The 16275-nt window shown below is 57.8% G+C and carries 21 protein-coding genes; 11 read left to right on the forward strand and 10 right to left on the reverse strand.

The features are described 5' to 3' along the window. The 8 genes from hisG to D8779_RS15650 form a co-directional block, all read right to left on the reverse strand. Positions 1–636, reverse strand: a complete 636-nt coding sequence (hisG, locus tag D8779_RS15615) for an ATP phosphoribosyltransferase (protein ID WP_136665412.1) — start codon at positions 634–636, stop codon at positions 1–3. A 4-nt stretch (positions 637–640) separates the two neighbouring features. Next, on the reverse strand, positions 641–1906 hold the full coding sequence (gene murA / locus D8779_RS15620) for a UDP-N-acetylglucosamine 1-carboxyvinyltransferase (protein WP_136665413.1): 1266 nt from the start codon (positions 1904–1906) through the stop codon (positions 641–643). 12 nt (positions 1907–1918) lie between these two features. Beyond that, positions 1919–2158: a BolA family protein gene (locus tag D8779_RS15625; RefSeq protein WP_090255487.1), complete on the reverse strand. Its 240-nt coding sequence runs from the start codon at positions 2156–2158 to the stop codon at positions 1919–1921. Between the two features lie 121 nt (positions 2159–2279). Beyond that, positions 2280–2588 (reverse strand): STAS domain-containing protein, encoded by a 309-nt coding sequence (locus tag D8779_RS15630; RefSeq protein ID WP_136665414.1) that lies wholly within the window; start codon positions 2586–2588, stop codon positions 2280–2282. Beyond that, positions 2585–3217 (reverse strand): MlaC/ttg2D family ABC transporter substrate-binding protein, encoded by a 633-nt coding sequence (locus tag D8779_RS15635; RefSeq protein WP_136665415.1) that lies wholly within the window; start codon positions 3215–3217, stop codon positions 2585–2587. Before D8779_RS15635 ends, D8779_RS15630 begins: the two co-directional genes overlap by 4 nt. A gap of 14 nt (positions 3218–3231) precedes the next feature. After that, positions 3232–3702: an outer membrane lipid asymmetry maintenance protein MlaD gene (gene mlaD, locus D8779_RS15640; RefSeq protein WP_136665416.1), complete on the reverse strand. Its 471-nt coding sequence runs from the start codon at positions 3700–3702 to the stop codon at positions 3232–3234. Continuing rightward, positions 3702–4499 (reverse strand): lipid asymmetry maintenance ABC transporter permease subunit MlaE, encoded by a 798-nt coding sequence (mlaE, locus tag D8779_RS15645; RefSeq protein WP_136665417.1) that lies wholly within the window; start codon positions 4497–4499, stop codon positions 3702–3704. Before mlaE ends, mlaD begins: the two co-directional genes overlap by 1 nt. Further along, a complete protein-coding gene (locus D8779_RS15650) occupies positions 4499–5308 on the reverse strand; it encodes an ATP-binding cassette domain-containing protein (RefSeq protein WP_136665418.1) in 810 nt (269 codons plus the stop codon). Before D8779_RS15650 ends, mlaE begins: the two co-directional genes overlap by 1 nt. Positions 5309–5554: 246 nt before the next feature. Between D8779_RS15650 and D8779_RS15655 the strand changes: the two genes are divergently transcribed. From D8779_RS15655 to D8779_RS15700, 10 genes are all read left to right on the forward strand, one after another. Continuing rightward, positions 5555–6529: a KpsF/GutQ family sugar-phosphate isomerase gene (locus D8779_RS15655; protein ID WP_136665419.1), complete on the forward strand. Its 975-nt coding sequence runs from the start codon at positions 5555–5557 to the stop codon at positions 6527–6529. Next, on the forward strand, positions 6529–7068 hold the full coding sequence (locus D8779_RS15660) for a KdsC family phosphatase (protein ID WP_136665420.1): 540 nt from the start codon (positions 6529–6531) through the stop codon (positions 7066–7068). Before D8779_RS15655 ends, D8779_RS15660 begins: the two co-directional genes overlap by 1 nt. Before the next feature lie 7 nt (positions 7069–7075). Beyond that, on the forward strand, positions 7076–7645 hold the full coding sequence (lptC, locus tag D8779_RS15665) for an LPS export ABC transporter periplasmic protein LptC (protein ID WP_136665421.1): 570 nt from the start codon (positions 7076–7078) through the stop codon (positions 7643–7645). Then, on the forward strand, positions 7632–8174 hold the full coding sequence (gene lptA / locus D8779_RS15670; protein ID WP_136665422.1) for a lipopolysaccharide transport periplasmic protein LptA: 543 nt from the start codon (positions 7632–7634) through the stop codon (positions 8172–8174). The genes lptC and lptA overlap by 14 nt, the downstream gene beginning before the upstream one ends. 2 nt (positions 8175–8176) lie before the next feature. Continuing rightward, a complete protein-coding gene (gene lptB, locus D8779_RS15675; protein WP_136665423.1) occupies positions 8177–8902 on the forward strand; it encodes an LPS export ABC transporter ATP-binding protein in 726 nt (241 codons plus the stop codon). A 137-nt stretch (positions 8903–9039) separates the two neighbouring features. Continuing rightward, entirely contained in the window at positions 9040–10554 is a 1515-nt protein-coding gene (locus D8779_RS15680) for an RNA polymerase factor sigma-54 (RefSeq protein ID WP_136665424.1), read from the forward strand. Between the two features lie 193 nt (positions 10555–10747). Continuing rightward, positions 10748–11056, forward strand: coding sequence for a ribosome hibernation-promoting factor, HPF/YfiA family (gene hpf, locus D8779_RS15685; protein WP_136665425.1), 309 nt, complete (start codon positions 10748–10750; stop codon positions 11054–11056). A 15-nt stretch (positions 11057–11071) separates the two neighbouring features. Further along, positions 11072–11545, forward strand: coding sequence for a PTS IIA-like nitrogen regulatory protein PtsN (gene ptsN / locus D8779_RS15690; protein WP_136665426.1), 474 nt, complete (start codon positions 11072–11074; stop codon positions 11543–11545). Positions 11546–11547: 2 nt separating this feature from the next. Continuing rightward, on the forward strand, positions 11548–12405 hold the full coding sequence (gene rapZ / locus D8779_RS15695; protein ID WP_136665427.1) for an RNase adapter RapZ: 858 nt from the start codon (positions 11548–11550) through the stop codon (positions 12403–12405). Between the two features lie 12 nt (positions 12406–12417). Continuing rightward, the gene (locus D8779_RS15700; RefSeq protein ID WP_136665428.1) at positions 12418–12690 is read left to right on the forward strand and encodes an HPr family phosphocarrier protein; all 273 of its coding nucleotides are present in this window, start codon (positions 12418–12420) and stop codon (positions 12688–12690) included. 64 nt (positions 12691–12754) lie between these two features. On the opposite strand, the gene pmbA is transcribed toward D8779_RS15700, so the two are convergent. After that, the gene (gene pmbA / locus D8779_RS15705; RefSeq protein ID WP_136665429.1) at positions 12755–14101 is read right to left on the reverse strand and encodes a metalloprotease PmbA; all 1347 of its coding nucleotides are present in this window, start codon (positions 14099–14101) and stop codon (positions 12755–12757) included. A 103-nt stretch (positions 14102–14204) separates the two neighbouring features. Here pmbA and yjgA point away from each other — a divergent pair, with 103 nt between their 5' ends. Then, the gene (gene yjgA / locus D8779_RS15710; protein ID WP_136665430.1) at positions 14205–14723 is read left to right on the forward strand and encodes a ribosome biogenesis factor YjgA; all 519 of its coding nucleotides are present in this window, start codon (positions 14205–14207) and stop codon (positions 14721–14723) included. 93 nt (positions 14724–14816) lie between these two features. Here the strand turns inward: yjgA and tldD are convergent, their stop codons facing one another. After that, positions 14817–16274 (reverse strand): metalloprotease TldD, encoded by a 1458-nt coding sequence (gene tldD, locus D8779_RS15715; protein ID WP_136665431.1) that lies wholly within the window; start codon positions 16272–16274, stop codon positions 14817–14819. Position 16275 lies beyond the last annotated feature (1 nt).

Below are 16275 nucleotides of genomic sequence, written 5' to 3' on the forward strand. Positions count from 1 at the left end.
TCAGCGGGGGTGTCGTGCTTCGACCGCATCACGCAGGGTGTCGATCAACATCTGGATGCGCGCATGCTGCATCTTCATCGACGCCTTGTTGACGATCAGTCGCGAGCTGATCATGGCGATCAGCTCCTGAGCTTCTAGGCCGTTGGCGCGCAGGGTGTTGCCGGTGTCGACCACGTCGATGATCTTATCGGCCAGCCCCACCAGCGGTGCCAGCTCCATCGAGCCGTACAGCTTGATGATGTCGACCTGACGGCCCTGCTCGGCGTAATAACGCTTGGCTACGTTGACGAATTTGGTCGCCACGCGCAGCCGGCCTTTCGGCTCGGGCGCGCCAACTGCACCAGCCGTCATCAGCTTGCACTGGGCAATACGCAGGTCCAGTGGCTCATACAAGCCCTGGCCGCCGTATTCCATCAGCACGTCTTTACCCGCCACACCGAGATCGGCCGCGCCGTGCTCGACATAAGTCGGCACGTCAGTGGCACGCACGATCAGCAGACGTACATCATCTAAGGTGGTCGGGATGATCAGTTTGCGGCTTTTATCCGGATTCTCGGTCGGCACGATGCCCGCCGCGGCCAGCAGCGGCAGGGTGTCATCCAGAATCCGGCCTTTGGAGAGGGCAATAGTCAGCATGGCATCAACCCGGAATACGGCGGATTTTGGCGCCCAGCATCTGCAGTTTTTCCTCAATGCACTCGTAACCACGGTCGATGTGGTAAATGCGATCAATCAACGTGTCACCCTCGGCCACCAGCGCCGAAATCACCAGGCTGGCTGACGCACGCAGGTCGGTGGCCATGACAGGCGCACCTTTGAGCGTTTCAACACCAGTGACGATGGCTGTGTTGCCTTCAACCTGGATCTGCGCGCCCATGCGGATCATTTCATGCACGTGCATAAAGCGGTTTTCGAACACGGTTTCGATGACCGTGCCAGTGCCTTCGGCAATCGCGTTCAATGCGATGAACTGCGCCTGCATGTCGGTCGGGAACGCTGGGTACGGCGCCGTGCGCAGGTTGACGGCCTTCGGCCGTTTGCCGTGCATATTCAACTCAATCCAGTCATTACCGCAGGTGACTTCGGCACCGGCTTCCTGCAGCTTGGACAACACAGCTTCCAGGGTGGTCGGATCGGTGTCCTTGACCTTGACCCGGCCGCCAGTGGCCGCAGCAGCCACCAAGTAGGTGCCGGTTTCAATACGGTCAGGCATAACGCTGAAACGCGCACCATGCAGGCGCTCAACACCATCGATGGTGATGGTGTCGGTGCCGGCACCGCTGATTTTCGCGCCCATGGCGATCAGGCAGTTAGCCAGGTCGACCACTTCCGGTTCACGGGCAGCGTTTTCAAGCACGCTGCGGCCTTTGGCCAGAGTGGCGGCCATCATGATGTTTTCGGTACCGGTCACGCTGACGGTATCGAAGAAGAAGTGCGCGCCACGCAGGCCGCCCTCAGGCGCCTTGGCCTTGATGTAGCCCGCCTCGACATCGATGATTGCGCCCATGGCTTCGAGGCCACGAATGTGCAGGTCAACCGGACGCGAGCCGATGGCGCAACCGCCTGGCAGGGCTACTTCGGCATAGCCGAAGCGCGCGACCATTGGGCCAAGCACCAGGATCGAGGCACGCATGGTTTTCACCAGCTCATAGGGCGCAACCAAGGTTTTGATCGCCCGCGCATCGACTTCGACGCTGAGTTTTTCGTCGATGATCGGCTCGATACCCATACGACCGAACAGTTCGATCATGGTGGTGATGTCGTGCAGATGCGGCAGGTTACAGATGGTGACAGGCGCGTCGCCCAACAGGGTGGCGGCGAGAATCGGCAGGGCAGAGTTCTTCGCCCCGGAAATGCGGATTTCGCCATCGAGGCGCACACCGCCGGTAATAATCAGTTTGTCCATGATTCTCTCGGTTTAGGAGCGCGCGGCCCAATCGGCACGGCTGAAGAATTTCATACTCACGGCGTGGATACTGCCATCGGCGATCCAGGCATTGAGGTGAGCGTAAATCTGCTGCTGACGCTTGACCGGGCTAAGTGCGGCCAATTCGTCACTGATTAGGTTCAGCTGAAAGTTGCAGCCTTCGCCCTCAACTTCCACCTGGGTATCCGGCAATTTAGCCTCAAGGAGACTCTTTACTTCTAAGGCCTGCATGCTCAACCTCGATCAATGCATGAATTAACGACAGCCGAGCAGTCGCTCGCGGGTCGAGCATCATACAAAAAAGCCCCCCGCCTGCGAACCCCGCATTATCCCCAGCCGACCGAAGCCATGCTCAGGCTTGCAGCGGTAGAATTTCCAGCAGCCCACAAACGCCGGCGATCTCACGCATATCCTTAGGCAGATTGCTCACCCTCAAGGCTTTGTCGGTTGCAGCAGCATCACGCATAAAAGCCAGCAACAAAGACACTCCAACACTGCTGGATTTAACCACGCCACCACAGTCGATCACGCACGCACTCAACTTACTGGCTTTAAGCAGGCGCGCACCTTGATCACGCAGCGCCGGAGCGCTCAGGTAATCAAGCACACCCGACAGGCTGAAAACGCCGGGCGAAACTTCGCTGATACTGGCCTGACTCACGACGCATTTGTCCCTTGGCGAGCTTTGGCGACGGTCTCAGTCCAGTTGTCGATGACCTTATCCAGGTCATTGCGATTGTCCTGCATGGCCTGGGAGAACTGATCGCGGAACAATTTGCCAACGTTGATGCCATTGATCACCACGTTGCGCATCTTCCAGGTGCCGTCCTGACTGACCATGGTGTAGGACAGCGGGTAAACCGCGCCATTACCGTCCTCGATTTCCATGTTAACTGAGGTGCGCTGCGGGCCCTGCCGACCATTTACCGGCAATACGCGAATGTCCTGATTGTTGTATTCGAGCAAGGCGTTGCCGTAGAACTGCATCAGGCTGCGTTTAAAGTTCTCCTGAAAGCGCTGCATTTGCTCGGGAGAGGCCTGGCGCGAGTAACGCACGGTCATCACGCCACGGGAAATACCGTCTACATCCACTACCGGCCCCAAAATGCCATTCAGGGCGTTGTAAAACGCGCCAGGGTCAGTGCGATATAGCTCTTTATTCGCTTTGAGATCTGCCAGTAACGTGGTGGTGGTCTGTTGCACCACCTCATGAGCAGCGGGGGCTGCCAGCAGCGAGAAAGACATGGCCGCCAGACAGATAAAAAGACCACTACGCAGTGTGTTGAGCATATTCAGCACCTCTATTAATTAGCCTGGTCTTTGTTGACCGAGTTGAGCAAAAACTTGCCAATCAGGTCTTCCAGTACCAATGACGACTGCGTGTCGTGAATGGTGCCACCATCGCTCAGCACCTCTTCTTCACCACCTACGCTAATCCCAATGTATTTTTCGCCCAGCAGGCCCGCCGTTAAAATCGAGGCGGTGGAGTCTGCCGGCAGGTTATCCACGGCATCATCCAACAGCATGGTGACGCGCCCCATATAACTGTTGCGGTCCAAATCAATCGCGGTGACCTTGCCGATTGTGACACCGGCCATGGTCACTTTCGATCTGACCGTCAAACCGGCAATATTCTCAAAGTGCGCATACACCTTATAAGTATTATCACTGTTACCAACTGTCAGGCCGCTGACGCGCAAGGCCAACAGCAGCAAGGCCAACAACCCGGCCAACAGGAACAAGCCGACACCAATTTCCAGCGTGCGGTTCTGCATCAGAAATCTCCAAACATCAAAGCGGTCAGAATAAAGTCCAGCCCCAATACGGCGAGCGAGGCGTACACCACTGTTTTGGTGGTGGCACGACTAATCCCTTCCGACGTTGGCTCACAGTCATAGCCTTGGAACACGGCGATCCAGGTCACGACAAACGCAAAAACCACACTCTTGATTACGCCATTGAGCACGTCTTCACGAAACGAAACACTGCTTTGCATATTGGCCCAGAACGAGCCTTCGTATACCCCCAGCCAGTCAATGGCGACCATCGCGCCACCCCAGATACCGACCACACTGAAGATCATCGCCAGCAACGGCATCGAGATAAAACCGGCCCACAAACGCGGGGCAACAATGTATTTGAGCGGGTCGACGCCAATCATCCCTAGGCTCGACAGCTGCTCGGTGGATTTCATGTTGCCGATTTCCGCCGTCAACGCAGAGCCAGCGCGCCCAGCAAACAGCAAAGCCGTAACCACCGGCCCCAGCTCACGCAACAGGGTTAGGGCGACCATCTGCCCCACAGCCTGTTCCGAGCCATATTGCGCCAGAATGCTGAAGCCCTGCAGCGACAGCACCATACCGATAAAGATGCCGGATACGACGATGATGGCCAGAGACATCACCCCGACCGAATACAGCTGCTTAACCAGCAATTGAAAGCTATTACCCGTTGAGCCGCGACCAAATAAGGCGCGCAGCAAAAACAGACCGGAACGCCCCAGCGTGGCTACCACATCAATACCGGCACGACCGAACAGGCGCACCCGTTCGAGCACAGATGTTTTGCGCATCAGCGCTCCCCCAGCAAATCGTCGCGGTAATTAGCCGCAGGAAAGTGAAACGGTACCGGGCCATCAGGAATGCCCTGCATAAATTGCTTCACCCGGGGGTCGTCTGAAGCCATCAGTTCAGCCGGCGTACCATGCCCCAATACTTGGGTATCACCGACTATATAGATGTAGTCGGCGATACTCGCGGTTTCTGCCAGGTCATGGGACACCACGATGCTGGTGATCCCCAACGCATCGCTTAGCAGACGGATCAGGCGCACCAGAACGCCCATGGCAATCGGGTCCTGGCCAACAAACGGCTCGTCATACATGAGTATTTGCGGATCCAAGGCAATCGCTCGCGCCAGCGCCACGCGCCGTTTCATGCCTCCGGACAACTCATCGGGCATCAGCTCGAGCGCACCGCGTAAGCCCACGGCCTGTAATTTCATCAGCACGATGTCGCGAATCATTTCTTCCGGCAGTTGGGTATGCACCCGCAGCGGAAAGGCGACGTTCTCGAACACATCCAGGTCGGTAAACAGCGCGCCGCTTTGGAACAGCACACCCATCTGTTTGCGCATATCAAACAGTTCACTGCGTGACAGCGTCGGTAAATTCAAACCATTGACCCAGACTTCACCCTGACTCGGCTTAAGCTCGGCCGCAATTAAACGCAGCAATGTGGTTTTGCCACAGCCAGACGGGCCCATGATGCCGGTGACTTTGCCACGGGGAATCTGGATATCGATGTTTTTGAAAATATCCCGCTCACCGCGCTTAAAGCTCACACCTTTAAGCTCGACTGCATACGGGTTCTCGGCGCTCATCTGGACTCCTTGCTCAACGCTTGCCTGACTGACGCACGGCCCAGAACAAAGGGCACCACTGGTCGTCGAACGTACCGAAAATGGGCGCGAACTATACCATCGAGGCACCACGCACCCAAGATTGAACTTGTTGCCGAAGATAAGTGCCGCACAAATCCAGTAGCCAACTCGCAACTGGAAACACTGGGCAGGCGCACCTTTACCGTTATAATCGGCAGCTTTTAGCCAGTACGCCGCCGAGAAGTCATGAGCCAATCAACCGACCTGATCCAGTCAGCGCAGCGCACCATTCGCTTAGAACTCGAGGCGATCCAAGATCTGCTGCAGCGTATCAACGGTGACTTTGTGCGTGCCTGCGAGCTGATTCTCGCCAGCAAAGGTCGCGTAGTAGTGGTTGGCATGGGTAAATCCGGGCATGTGGGCAACAAGATTGCCGCTACCCTGGCCAGCACCGGCACCACCTCCTTTTTCGTCCACCCTGCCGAGGCAAGCCACGGCGATATGGGCATGATCACCCGCGACGACGTGGTCCTGGCCCTGTCCAACTCCGGCTCAACAGCGGAAATTGTCACCTTGCTGCCGCTGATTAAACGCCTGGGCATCACCCTAATCAGCATGACCGGCAACCCTGAATCGCCACTGGCCAAGGCCGCCGAGGTCAACCTCGATGCTCGCGTCTCCCAAGAAGCCTGTCCACTGAACCTGGCTCCAACTTCCTCCACCACAGTTTCTCTGGTGTTGGGCGATGCCTTGGCCATCGCACTACTAGAAGCCCGCGGGTTTACCGCCGAAGATTTCGCCTTCTCGCACCCAGGTGGCGCGCTGGGCCGTCGCCTGTTGCTTAAAGTGGAAAACGTCATGCACGCAGGCGCCAATCTGCCACGCGTTAACCGTGGCACTTCATTGCGCGACGCACTGCTAGAAATGACCCAGAAAGGCCTGGGCATGACCGTGGTCACCGAGAACGATGGCCGTTTGGCCGGAATCTTCACCGATGGCGACCTGCGCCGCACCCTGGACCATAACATCGACGTACGCCAAACCATTATTGATGACGTAATGACCGCCAACGGCAAGACCGCACGCGCGGAAATGCTTGCGGCAGAGGCCCTGAAAATCATGGAAGACCACAAAATCAGCTCACTGGTGGTGATCGACGATAATCACCAGCCGATCGGCGCGTTAAACATGCACGACCTGCTGCGCGCAGGAGTAATGTGATGACCACTAACGCAACCACCGCGGATCTGCAACAACGCGCCCAATCGGTAAAACTGGCGATCTTCGACGTCGACGGTGTACTGACCGACGGCAAGCTTTACTTTCTCGTCGACGGTAGCGAATTCAAGACGTTCAATACCCTCGACGGCCACGGCATCAAGATGCTGATCAACTCCGGCGTGCGTACCGCCATCATCAGCGGCCGCAAAACACCTGTGGTTGAGCGGCGCGCGCAGAACCTGGGGATCCAGCACCTGTACCAAGGCCGCGAAGACAAACTGGTGGTACTCGATGAACTGCTCGGCGAACTGGGCCTAGACTATGCACAAGTCGCCTACCTCGGCGACGACCTACCTGATCTGCCGGTGATTCGTCGTGTAGGCCTGGGCATGGCAGTCGCCAGCGCCGACGGTTTTGTCCGACAGCATGCCCACGGCGTGACTAAGGCTCGTGGAGGCGAAGGTGCCGCACGCGAGTTCTGCGAACTAATCATGCGCGCTCAAGGCACCCTTGACGCGGCTCAAGCCGCTTATCTATAGGCCAACCATGCCCCGCAAGTTATTCAATATTGTCCTATTCGCTTGTGTTGCCCTGCTGGTGGCGGCGCTCGGCTACTGGAACCTCAACCCAGATAGCTTTGGCTCGCAATCGCACGCTGCCGAGACTGACAACGCCATCGACTTTTACGCAACCAACACCTACACCGTGCAATACCAGCCCGATGGCAAACTGCACTACGAGCTGACTGCCGACAAGGTTGAGCACATCAAGGCCAGCGACATCACTTTGATGACGGAGCCAAATATGAACCTGTTCCGCGGCACAGAGCTGCCCTGGAAAATTCGCAGTGAGCGCGGCGAAGTGTCGCCCGGCGGTACAGAAGTCGAATTGATCGAGCAGGTGCGCGTCGAGCGCACCGATGCCAAGGGCCGCCCGACCATCCTCACCACCAGCCGCCTGACTGTATTCCCCGAGAAGGAATATGCGCAGACCCAGCAAGCCGTTAGAATCGACGCTGCCAATGGGGTGACCACGGCAAAAGGAATGAAAGCGTACATGAATGACGGCAGGATGCTCCTGCTGTCCAACGTAAGAGGTCAGCATGAGGCTCGTTAACACCCTCCCCCTACTACTCAGCCTCAGCGCCGCACTCGGAAGTGTCAGCGCCTGGGCACTGCCATCCGACCGTGAACAGCCGATCCGTATTCAGGCTGACAGCGCGGAATTGGATGACAAACAAGGCGTTGCCGTTTATCGCGGCGACGTAGTTATCACCCAGGGCACCATGAAGGTCACCGGCGATACTGTGACCATCACCCAGAACGCCCAGGGTGATGTCGAGGTATTCACCTCCGTCGGCAAGCCAGCCTACTACGAGCAACTGCCGTCAGCCGACAAGCAGATCGTCAAGGCCTACGGCCTGACCATCCAATACTTTATGGCCAACGAGCGCGTGGTACTGATCGATCAGGCCAAGGTGATTCAAGAGGGCAACACCTTCGAAGGCGAGAAAATCGTCTACGACACCCAGCGCCAGATCGTCAACGCCGGTCGCGCCACGGGCACCAACGTCACCGCGCCACGTCCGCGCATCGACATGGTGATCCAGCCGAAGAACAAACCAGCCGAACAGCAGGCGCAGTAATAATGGCCACATTGAAAGCCCAACACCTGGCCAAGAGCTACAAAGGCCGTCAGGTCGTGCGCGACGTCAGCTTGAGCATCGACAGCGGGCAGATTGTCGGCCTGCTCGGCCCCAACGGGGCAGGCAAAACCACCTGCTTCTACATGATCGTAGGCCTGGTTCAGGCCGATCAGGGTCGCGTGATGATCGATGACCTCGACGTCAGCCACCAACCCATGCATGGCCGTGCCCGTGCGGGTATTGGCTACCTACCGCAGGAAGCCTCGATTTTCCGCAAGCTCAGCGTGGCCGACAACATCATGGCCATTCTGGAAACCCGCAAAGACCTCGATGGCGCCGCGCGCCGCAAGGAACTTGAAGGTTTGCTGCAGGAATTCCACATCAGCCATATCCGCGACAACCTCGGCATGAGCTTGTCTGGTGGTGAGCGCCGTCGCGTGGAAATTGCTCGCGCCCTGGCGACCAACCCCAAATTCATTCTGCTCGATGAGCCCTTCGCAGGTGTCGATCCGATCTCGGTCGGCGACATCAAGCAAATCATTCACCACCTCAAAGCCAAGGGCATCGGTGTGTTGATCACCGACCACAACGTGCGCGAGACCCTGGATATTTGCGAAACGGCCTATATCGTCAGTGATGGTCAACTCATCGCCGAAGGCGATGCCGAAACCATCTTGGCCAACCAGACAGTGAAAGAAGTGTATCTGGGGCATGAGTTCAGGCTGTAACCACGGCTTTTCTTAAGCCTACTGCAGCCAAGGCTAGGCAAAACCTTTAGAGTCAGGCATATAATTTGCTTCCTAGTGGCGCTTTTTAAAAGCGCCCTGTAGTGGCTGCGCACAGACGCCGGTAAATAAGGTCTGCAATGAAACCATCGCTAGTCCTGAGAATGGGCCAGCAGCTGACGATGACACCGCAGCTGCAACAGGCCATCCGCCTGCTCCAACTGTCCACCTTGGATCTGCAACAAGAGATCCAGGAGGCCTTGGAGTCCAACCCGATGCTCGAGCGCCAGGAAGAAGGCGATGACTTCGACAATTCGGACCCCATGGCTGATGGCGCAGAAAGCGCCACACCCAGCGAACAGCCTGAAACGCCGTACCAAGAAACCAACTACCAGGAAGCCACGCAAACCGTGGACAACCTTGAAGAAGGTGACTGGGGCGAGCGCATTCCTAACGAGCTACCCGTCGACACTGCCTGGGAAGACATCTACCAGACCAGCGCCAGCAGTTTGCCCAGCAGCACCAATGATGACGACGAATGGGACTTCACCACTCGCACGTCTAGCGGTGAGAGCCTGCAAAGCCACCTGCTCTGGCAACTCAATCTAGCCCCAATGTCGGACAAGGATCGCCTGATTGGCGTGACCTTGATTGACTGCATCAACAGCCAGGGCTATCTCGAAGAAACTCTCGAGGAAGTGGTCGAGGCGTTCGACCCGGAGCTGGACATCGAGCTCGACGAAGTCGAAGCCGTGCTGCACCGCATTCAACAATTCGAGCCCACCGGGATCGCCGCGCGGAACCTGGGCGAGTGCCTGCTCCTGCAACTGCGCCAGCTGCCCGCCAAAACGCTCTGGCTGAGCGAAGCACAGCGTCTGGCCAGTGACTACCTCGACCTGCTTGGCAGCCGCGACTACAGCCAGCTAATGCGCCGCCTGAAACTCAAGGAAGACGAGCTGCGCCAGGTGATCGACCTGATTCAAAGCCTCAACCCGCGCCCCGGCTCGCAAATCGAATCAAGCGAACCCGAATATGTAGTGCCCGATGTGATCGTGCGCAAACACAACGAACGCTGGCTGGTAGAGCTGAACCAGGAGGCCATGCCACGCCTGCGGGTCAACGCGCAATACGCCGGTTTTGTGAAACGCGCCGACTCCAGCGCTGACAACACCTTTATGCGCAACCAGCTGCAAGAAGCGCGCTGGTTTATCAAAAGCCTGCAAAGCCGCAACGAAACCCTGATGAAAGTAGCCACGCAGATCGTCGAACATCAGCGCGGCTTTCTCGATTACGGCGACGAAGCGATGAAGCCCTTGGTTCTGCACGATATTGCCGAAGCCGTAGGCATGCACGAGTCAACCATCTCACGGGTGACCACACAGAAATTCATGCATACGCCGCGTGGCATTTACGAGCTGAAATACTTCTTCTCCAGCCACGTGAGCACCTCCGAGGGTGGCGAATGCTCGTCGACTGCGATCCGCGCCATCATCAAAAAACTGGTGGCCGCGGAAAATGCGAAAAAGCCGTTGAGTGACAGTAAGATCGCTGGTTTACTGGAAGCACAAGGCATTCAAGTAGCCCGCCGCACGGTCGCAAAGTACCGTGAATCCCTCGGAATAGCGCCTTCCAGTGAGCGTAAACGATTGATCTAAGGCGGCACACAGAAGGAAGATCAAAGCACTGCACAGTACACGCCCAGGCCTCGCCTTTGCTCAAAAGCAGCCATACTGCCAATAGTGATTAGCGACCGTGCCAGGCTCGTTCTGCCAGAGTCTTCCACGCCACAGTGTTCCGGCGGCAGGCCTCTCGCCTGCCTCTTACACACGGCAACAAGGAGAAAGCGGTATGCAAGTCAACATCAGTGGACATCAGCTGGATGTGACCGACGCCCTGCGCGACTACATCGTCGAGAAACTTGGACGACTGGAGCGCCACTTCGACAAGATCACCAACGTACAGGTCATCATGGAGGTCGAAAAGCTCAAACAGAAAATCGAAGCGACCTTACACATTGCAGGCGGCGAAGTCGTCGCCAATGCCGAGCATGAAGACATGTACGCCGCCATCGATTTACTGACTGACAAACTCGACCGACAACTCATCAAACACAAGGAAAAACAGCTCGATCGTCAACAGGGCGCTATGGCCCGCTGACGTCGTCTATCTCCTATGATCCGACTTGAAACCATCCTGACCCCCGGCCGTTCTTTAGTGAACGTGCCGGGTGGCAGCAAAAAACGTGTTCTCGAACAGATTGCCAACCTGGTGGCGCGCGAGCTGCCTGACCTGGATGGCCAAGACATTTTCGAAAGCCTAATCGCCCGCGAAAAGCTCGGCTCAACCGGTTTCGGTAATGGCATCGCCATTCCGCACTGCCGTCTGCCCGGCTGTAGCGCGCCGATCAGTGCAGTGCTGCGTCTCGACGCCGCCGTTGACTTCGACGCGATCGACGGTGCGCCAGTGGATTTGCTATTTGTCCTACTGGTGCCTGAAGCGGCCACCGATGCTCACCTGGAGTTGCTGAGACAGATCGCCAGCATGCTCGACCGCAGCGATGTGCGCGCCAGCTTGCGTCAAGCTGAAAGCAGCGAAGCGCTGTACCAGGTCGTAGTTGACGTACAAAGCCAACTCAATCGAGCTTAAGCATGCGCCTGATCATCGTCAGCGGCCGCTCCGGTTCAGGCAAAAGCACCGCCCTTGATGTACTGGAGGATAACGGCTTCTACTGCATCGACAACCTGCCAGCCGGGTTACTGCCTGAGCTGGCCGAGCGGGCGCTTGTGCACACCGAGTTGCTGCATCCACAGGTCGCCGTCTCCATCGACGCGCGCAACCTGCCGAGCCACCTCAAGCGCTTTCCCGAGTTACTCGAAGAGGTACGCGCTCGGCACATCAAGTGCGATGTGATCTACCTGGATGCTGACGAAGAAACCTTACTCAAACGTTTTTCAGAAACCCGCCGGCGTCACCCGCTGACCAACGAGAGTCGTTCGTTGGCCGAAGCCATTGCCGATGAAAGCCTGCTGCTCGGCCCAATCATCGACCTGGCTGACCTGAAGATCGACACCACCCATCTCAACCTGTACCAGCTGCGTGACAGCCTCAAGCTGCGCCTGCTCAATCAGCCTGAGCCGGGCACCGCATTCCTAATCGAGTCCTTTGGTTTTAAGCGTGGCATGCCAGTGGATGCCGACCTGGTGTTCGATGTGCGCTGCCTGCCCAACCCTTACTGGAAACCCGATTTACGCGATTTTTCTGGGTTGGATCAACCGGTGGTCGAATACCTCTCAGCCCAGGCCGATGTTGAAGACATGTACCAGGATATCCTCGCCTACCTGACCAAGTGGCTACCCCGCTTTGCCGCGAGCAACCGCGCCTATGTCACGGTGGCCATTGGTTGCACCGGCGGCCACCATCGCTCGGTCTACCTGGCCAATCGTATTGGCGAGACGCTTAAGCCCATTCTGAAAAATGTTCAGATTCGTCACCGCGACCTCAGTTAAGGAATTGCCGCGATGCCCGCCTGCGAAATCATCATCATCAACAAGCTTGGCCTGCATGCCCGCGCTGCGGCCAAGTTTGTCGGCGTCGCCGGGCGGTTTCCTTGCCAAGTCAAAGTCGGCCGCACACCCGACAGCCTGGTCGACGGCAAGAGCATCATGGCGGTCATGATGCTCGCGGCAGGCAAGGGCACCACCGTGCACCTGCACGCCGAAGGTGAACAGGATGGCGATGCAATCGCCGCACTCTGCGAACTGATCAACAACTTCTTCGACGAAGGCGAGTAACACGTCACCCAATAGAAAAGGGGCTGAGCGCTTAAGCGTTCAGCCCCTTTTCTATGCCTGCCAATCAGCTGCCTGCAACGGTCATCCGCTCGATCAGTACTGAGCCCGTACGGATATTACTGCGCAGCTCCAGATCATTACCCACCGCAACAATCTGTTTGAACATGTCACGCAGGTTGCCCGCGATAGTGACCTCTTGAACCGGGAACTGGATCTCACCGTTCTCCACCCAATAACCGCCGGCGCCACGCGAATAGTCGCCGGTCACCATATTCAGCCCCTGCCCCATCAGCTCAGTGACCAACAGGCCGCGCCCCATACGCTTGAGCAGGGCTTTCTGGTCTTCATCACCATGGCTGACAAACAGGTTATGCACACCACCGGAGTTAGCGGTGCTAGGCATGCCCAGCTTACGACCGGAATAGGTGCCCAGCACATAGGACAACAGCTCGCCGCGCTCGACGAAGGATTTGGCATAAGTCGCCAGGCCGTCACCATCGAAGGCCGCGCTACCCAAGGCACGTGGAATATGCGGGCGCTCGTCCAGCTTGAGCCACTCAGGGAACAACTGCTGCCCTAATGTGCCTTCAAGAAACGATGACTTACGGTACAGGTTGCCGCCGGAGATGGCCGCCAGGAAGCTACCAAATAACCCGCCCGCCAACTCGGCGGCGAACAGCACCGGCACTTCACAGGTTGGCACCGGGCGTGCGCCCAAACGGCTGACAGCACGCTCGGTGGCGCGGCGACCAATGCTGGCCGCATCGGCCAACAGCTCACCTTGACGGTTAACGTCATACCAGTAGTCCCGCTGCATCTGCCCGTCTGCTTCGGCAATCATCACGCAACTGAGGCTGTGCCGAGTGCTGGCATAGCCGCTGACAAAACCATGACTGTTGCCGTAAACCCGGCAACCTTGATGAGTATTGAGGGTGGTGCCGTCTGCGTTCTTGATCCGTGAATCAGCCGCAAAGGCGGCAGCTTCACAGCTCAATGCTTGCTCAATAGCCTGCTCCGGGGTGATCGACCAGGCGTGATACAGATCCAGCGACGGCAACTCACGGGCCATCAGCCCAGCATCAGCCAAACCGGCACATTCATCTTCAGAGGCATGCTTGGCGATGGCCAGAGCAGCGGCGACTGTTTCTCGAATCGCCGCGTCACCACTGGCCGAGGTGCTGGCCGAACCCTTGCGCTGACCGACATAGAGGGTGATGCCAAAGCCTTGATCACGGTTGAACTCAACCGTTTCCACTTCACCCTGGCGCACGGTGGTAGACAAGCCCTGCTCCACCGACACAGCCACCTCGCAGGCACTCGCACCCTGCTTTCTGGCTTCGGCAATAATCTGCTCGACCTGGGCCTGCAATTGCGGCACGCCCTGCGGGCCGACGGTATCTACTGCACTCATAAACACTCCTGAACGATAAGCGGCAAACGCGGCCACACAGGCCAGACGCTTACAGCTGGAAACTTGCTGCTATCATGTCGGCGTTTTCCATTGGACCGCCACCATGTCTGAATACCTTGACGACTTCTCCGGCGAGAAGAGCAAAACCCAAATCAAGCGCGAATTTCATGCGCTACAAGATCTGGGGCAACGCCTAACCACCCTGAAACTCGACCTGCTGAATAAGCTGCCGCTAACCGACGAGCTGCGCCGCGCACTTGCCGAAGCACCCAAGCACACGGCCAACGCTGCGAAGAAACGCCATGTGCAGTTTATTGGTCGATTGATGCGCGATCAGGACATTGAGTCCATCCTGACCCTGCTCGACCAGCTGGATGCCTCCACCCGCCAGTACAACGAACGCTTCCATAACCTAGAACGCTGGCGCGACCGGCTGATCAACGGTAACGATGACACACTGGAAGCCTTTGTTAGCGAATATGCCGACGCAGACCGCCAACACTTGCGCCAACTGATCCGTCAGAGCCAGCACGAACTGGCGCAAGACAAAGTACCGGCCGCTTCACGCAAAATTTTCAAATACATCCGCGAGCTGGATGAAGCGCAACGCGGCTTGCGTTGAGCTTACCTTGAGGGTGGGTTACGCCTTGGCTAACCCAACCTACGCACGCTGCATTCAGGTGGGTGAGCCCCATGGCTAACCCATTTCGAACCCTTAGCTGCCCGTTCCACCTACAGTAATCGCATCAATCTTCAGCGTCGGCTGACCCACACCAACGGGCACCGATTGGCCGTCCTTCCCGCACGTCCCCACGCCACTGTCCAGCGCCAGGTCGTTGCCGACCATCGACACCCTGCTCATGGCTTCCGGGCCATTGCCGATCAGGGTCGCGCCTTTGACCGGCGCGGTAATCTTGCCGTCCTCAATCAGGTAAGCCTCACTGGTGGAAAACACGAATTTGCCGCTGGTGATATCGACCTGACCGCCGCCTAGGTTGGCGCAGTAGATGCCCTTTTTCACCGAACGGATGATTTCTTCCGGGTCACTTTCACCGGCGAGCATGTAGGTGTTGGTCATGCGCGGCATCGGTAGGTGCGCATAGGATTCGCGCCGCCCATTCCCCGTCGCTGCCACACCCATCAACCGCGCATTCAGCTTGTCCTGAATATAGCCCTTGAGTACGCCGTTTTCGATCAGCGTGGTGCATTGGGTCTGCGTGCCTTCATCGTCCATGCTCAGCGAGCCGCGACGCTCAAACAAGGTGCCGTCATCGACGATGGTGCATAGGCTCGACGCCACCTTTTCACCGATTTTACCGCTGTAGGCCGAACTGCCCTTGCGGTTGAAGTCGCCCTCCAGACCATGACCGACCGCCTCGTGCAGCAGCACGCCGGACCAGCCAGCGCCCATCACCACGGGCATGCTACCGGCGGGCGCTGGAATCGCTTCTAGGTTGACCAACGCCTGGCGCAGAGCCTCACGGGCATAGCCCATGGCCCGTTCTTCGTTATTACTGGTTTGTTCGAGGAAATAGCGGTAATCGGTGCGCCCACCACCGCCATGCCCGCCCCGTTCACGGCGGCCGTTCTGCTCAACGATCACGCTGACATTGAAGCGCACCAACGGACGGATATCGGCACCCAGGCTGCCGTCAGTCGCGGCGACGAGAACTCGATCCCAGACGCCAGCCAAGCTGACTGAGACTTGCTGAATGCGAGGATCGAGCGCACGCGTAGCGACATCAATACGCTTGAGCAGCTCGACCTTTTCCGCCCGGCCCAGTACATCCAGCGGGTTGTCCTGCGCGTACAGCGGCTTGACCAGCGGGCTGCTGAAGGCCTGTACACGGCCACTCTGGCCAGCCCGCGCGATGGAGCGGGCGGCACGCGCAGCCTGGCTCAGGGCGTCGGCAGTAATCGCGTTACTGTAGGCAAAGCCGGTTTTCTCGCCGGACTGGGCGCGCACCCCCACCCCCTGATCGAGGTTGAAGCTGCCCTCTTTGACAATGCCATCTTCCAACGCCCAGGTTTCCGACACCTGGCTCTGAAAATACAGGTCAGCGGCATCAATTCCCGGCCCGGCCAACTCAGCCAAAACGCCGGGCAGGTGATCAATGGTCAAACCGCCTGCGCCGAGCAGATGCTCACTGACAGACACCAACATATTGTTCATA

The sequence above is a fragment of the Pseudomonas leptonychotis genome (genome assembly GCF_004920405.1).
Lineage (GTDB): Bacteria > Pseudomonadota > Gammaproteobacteria > Pseudomonadales > Pseudomonadaceae > Aquipseudomonas > Aquipseudomonas leptonychotis.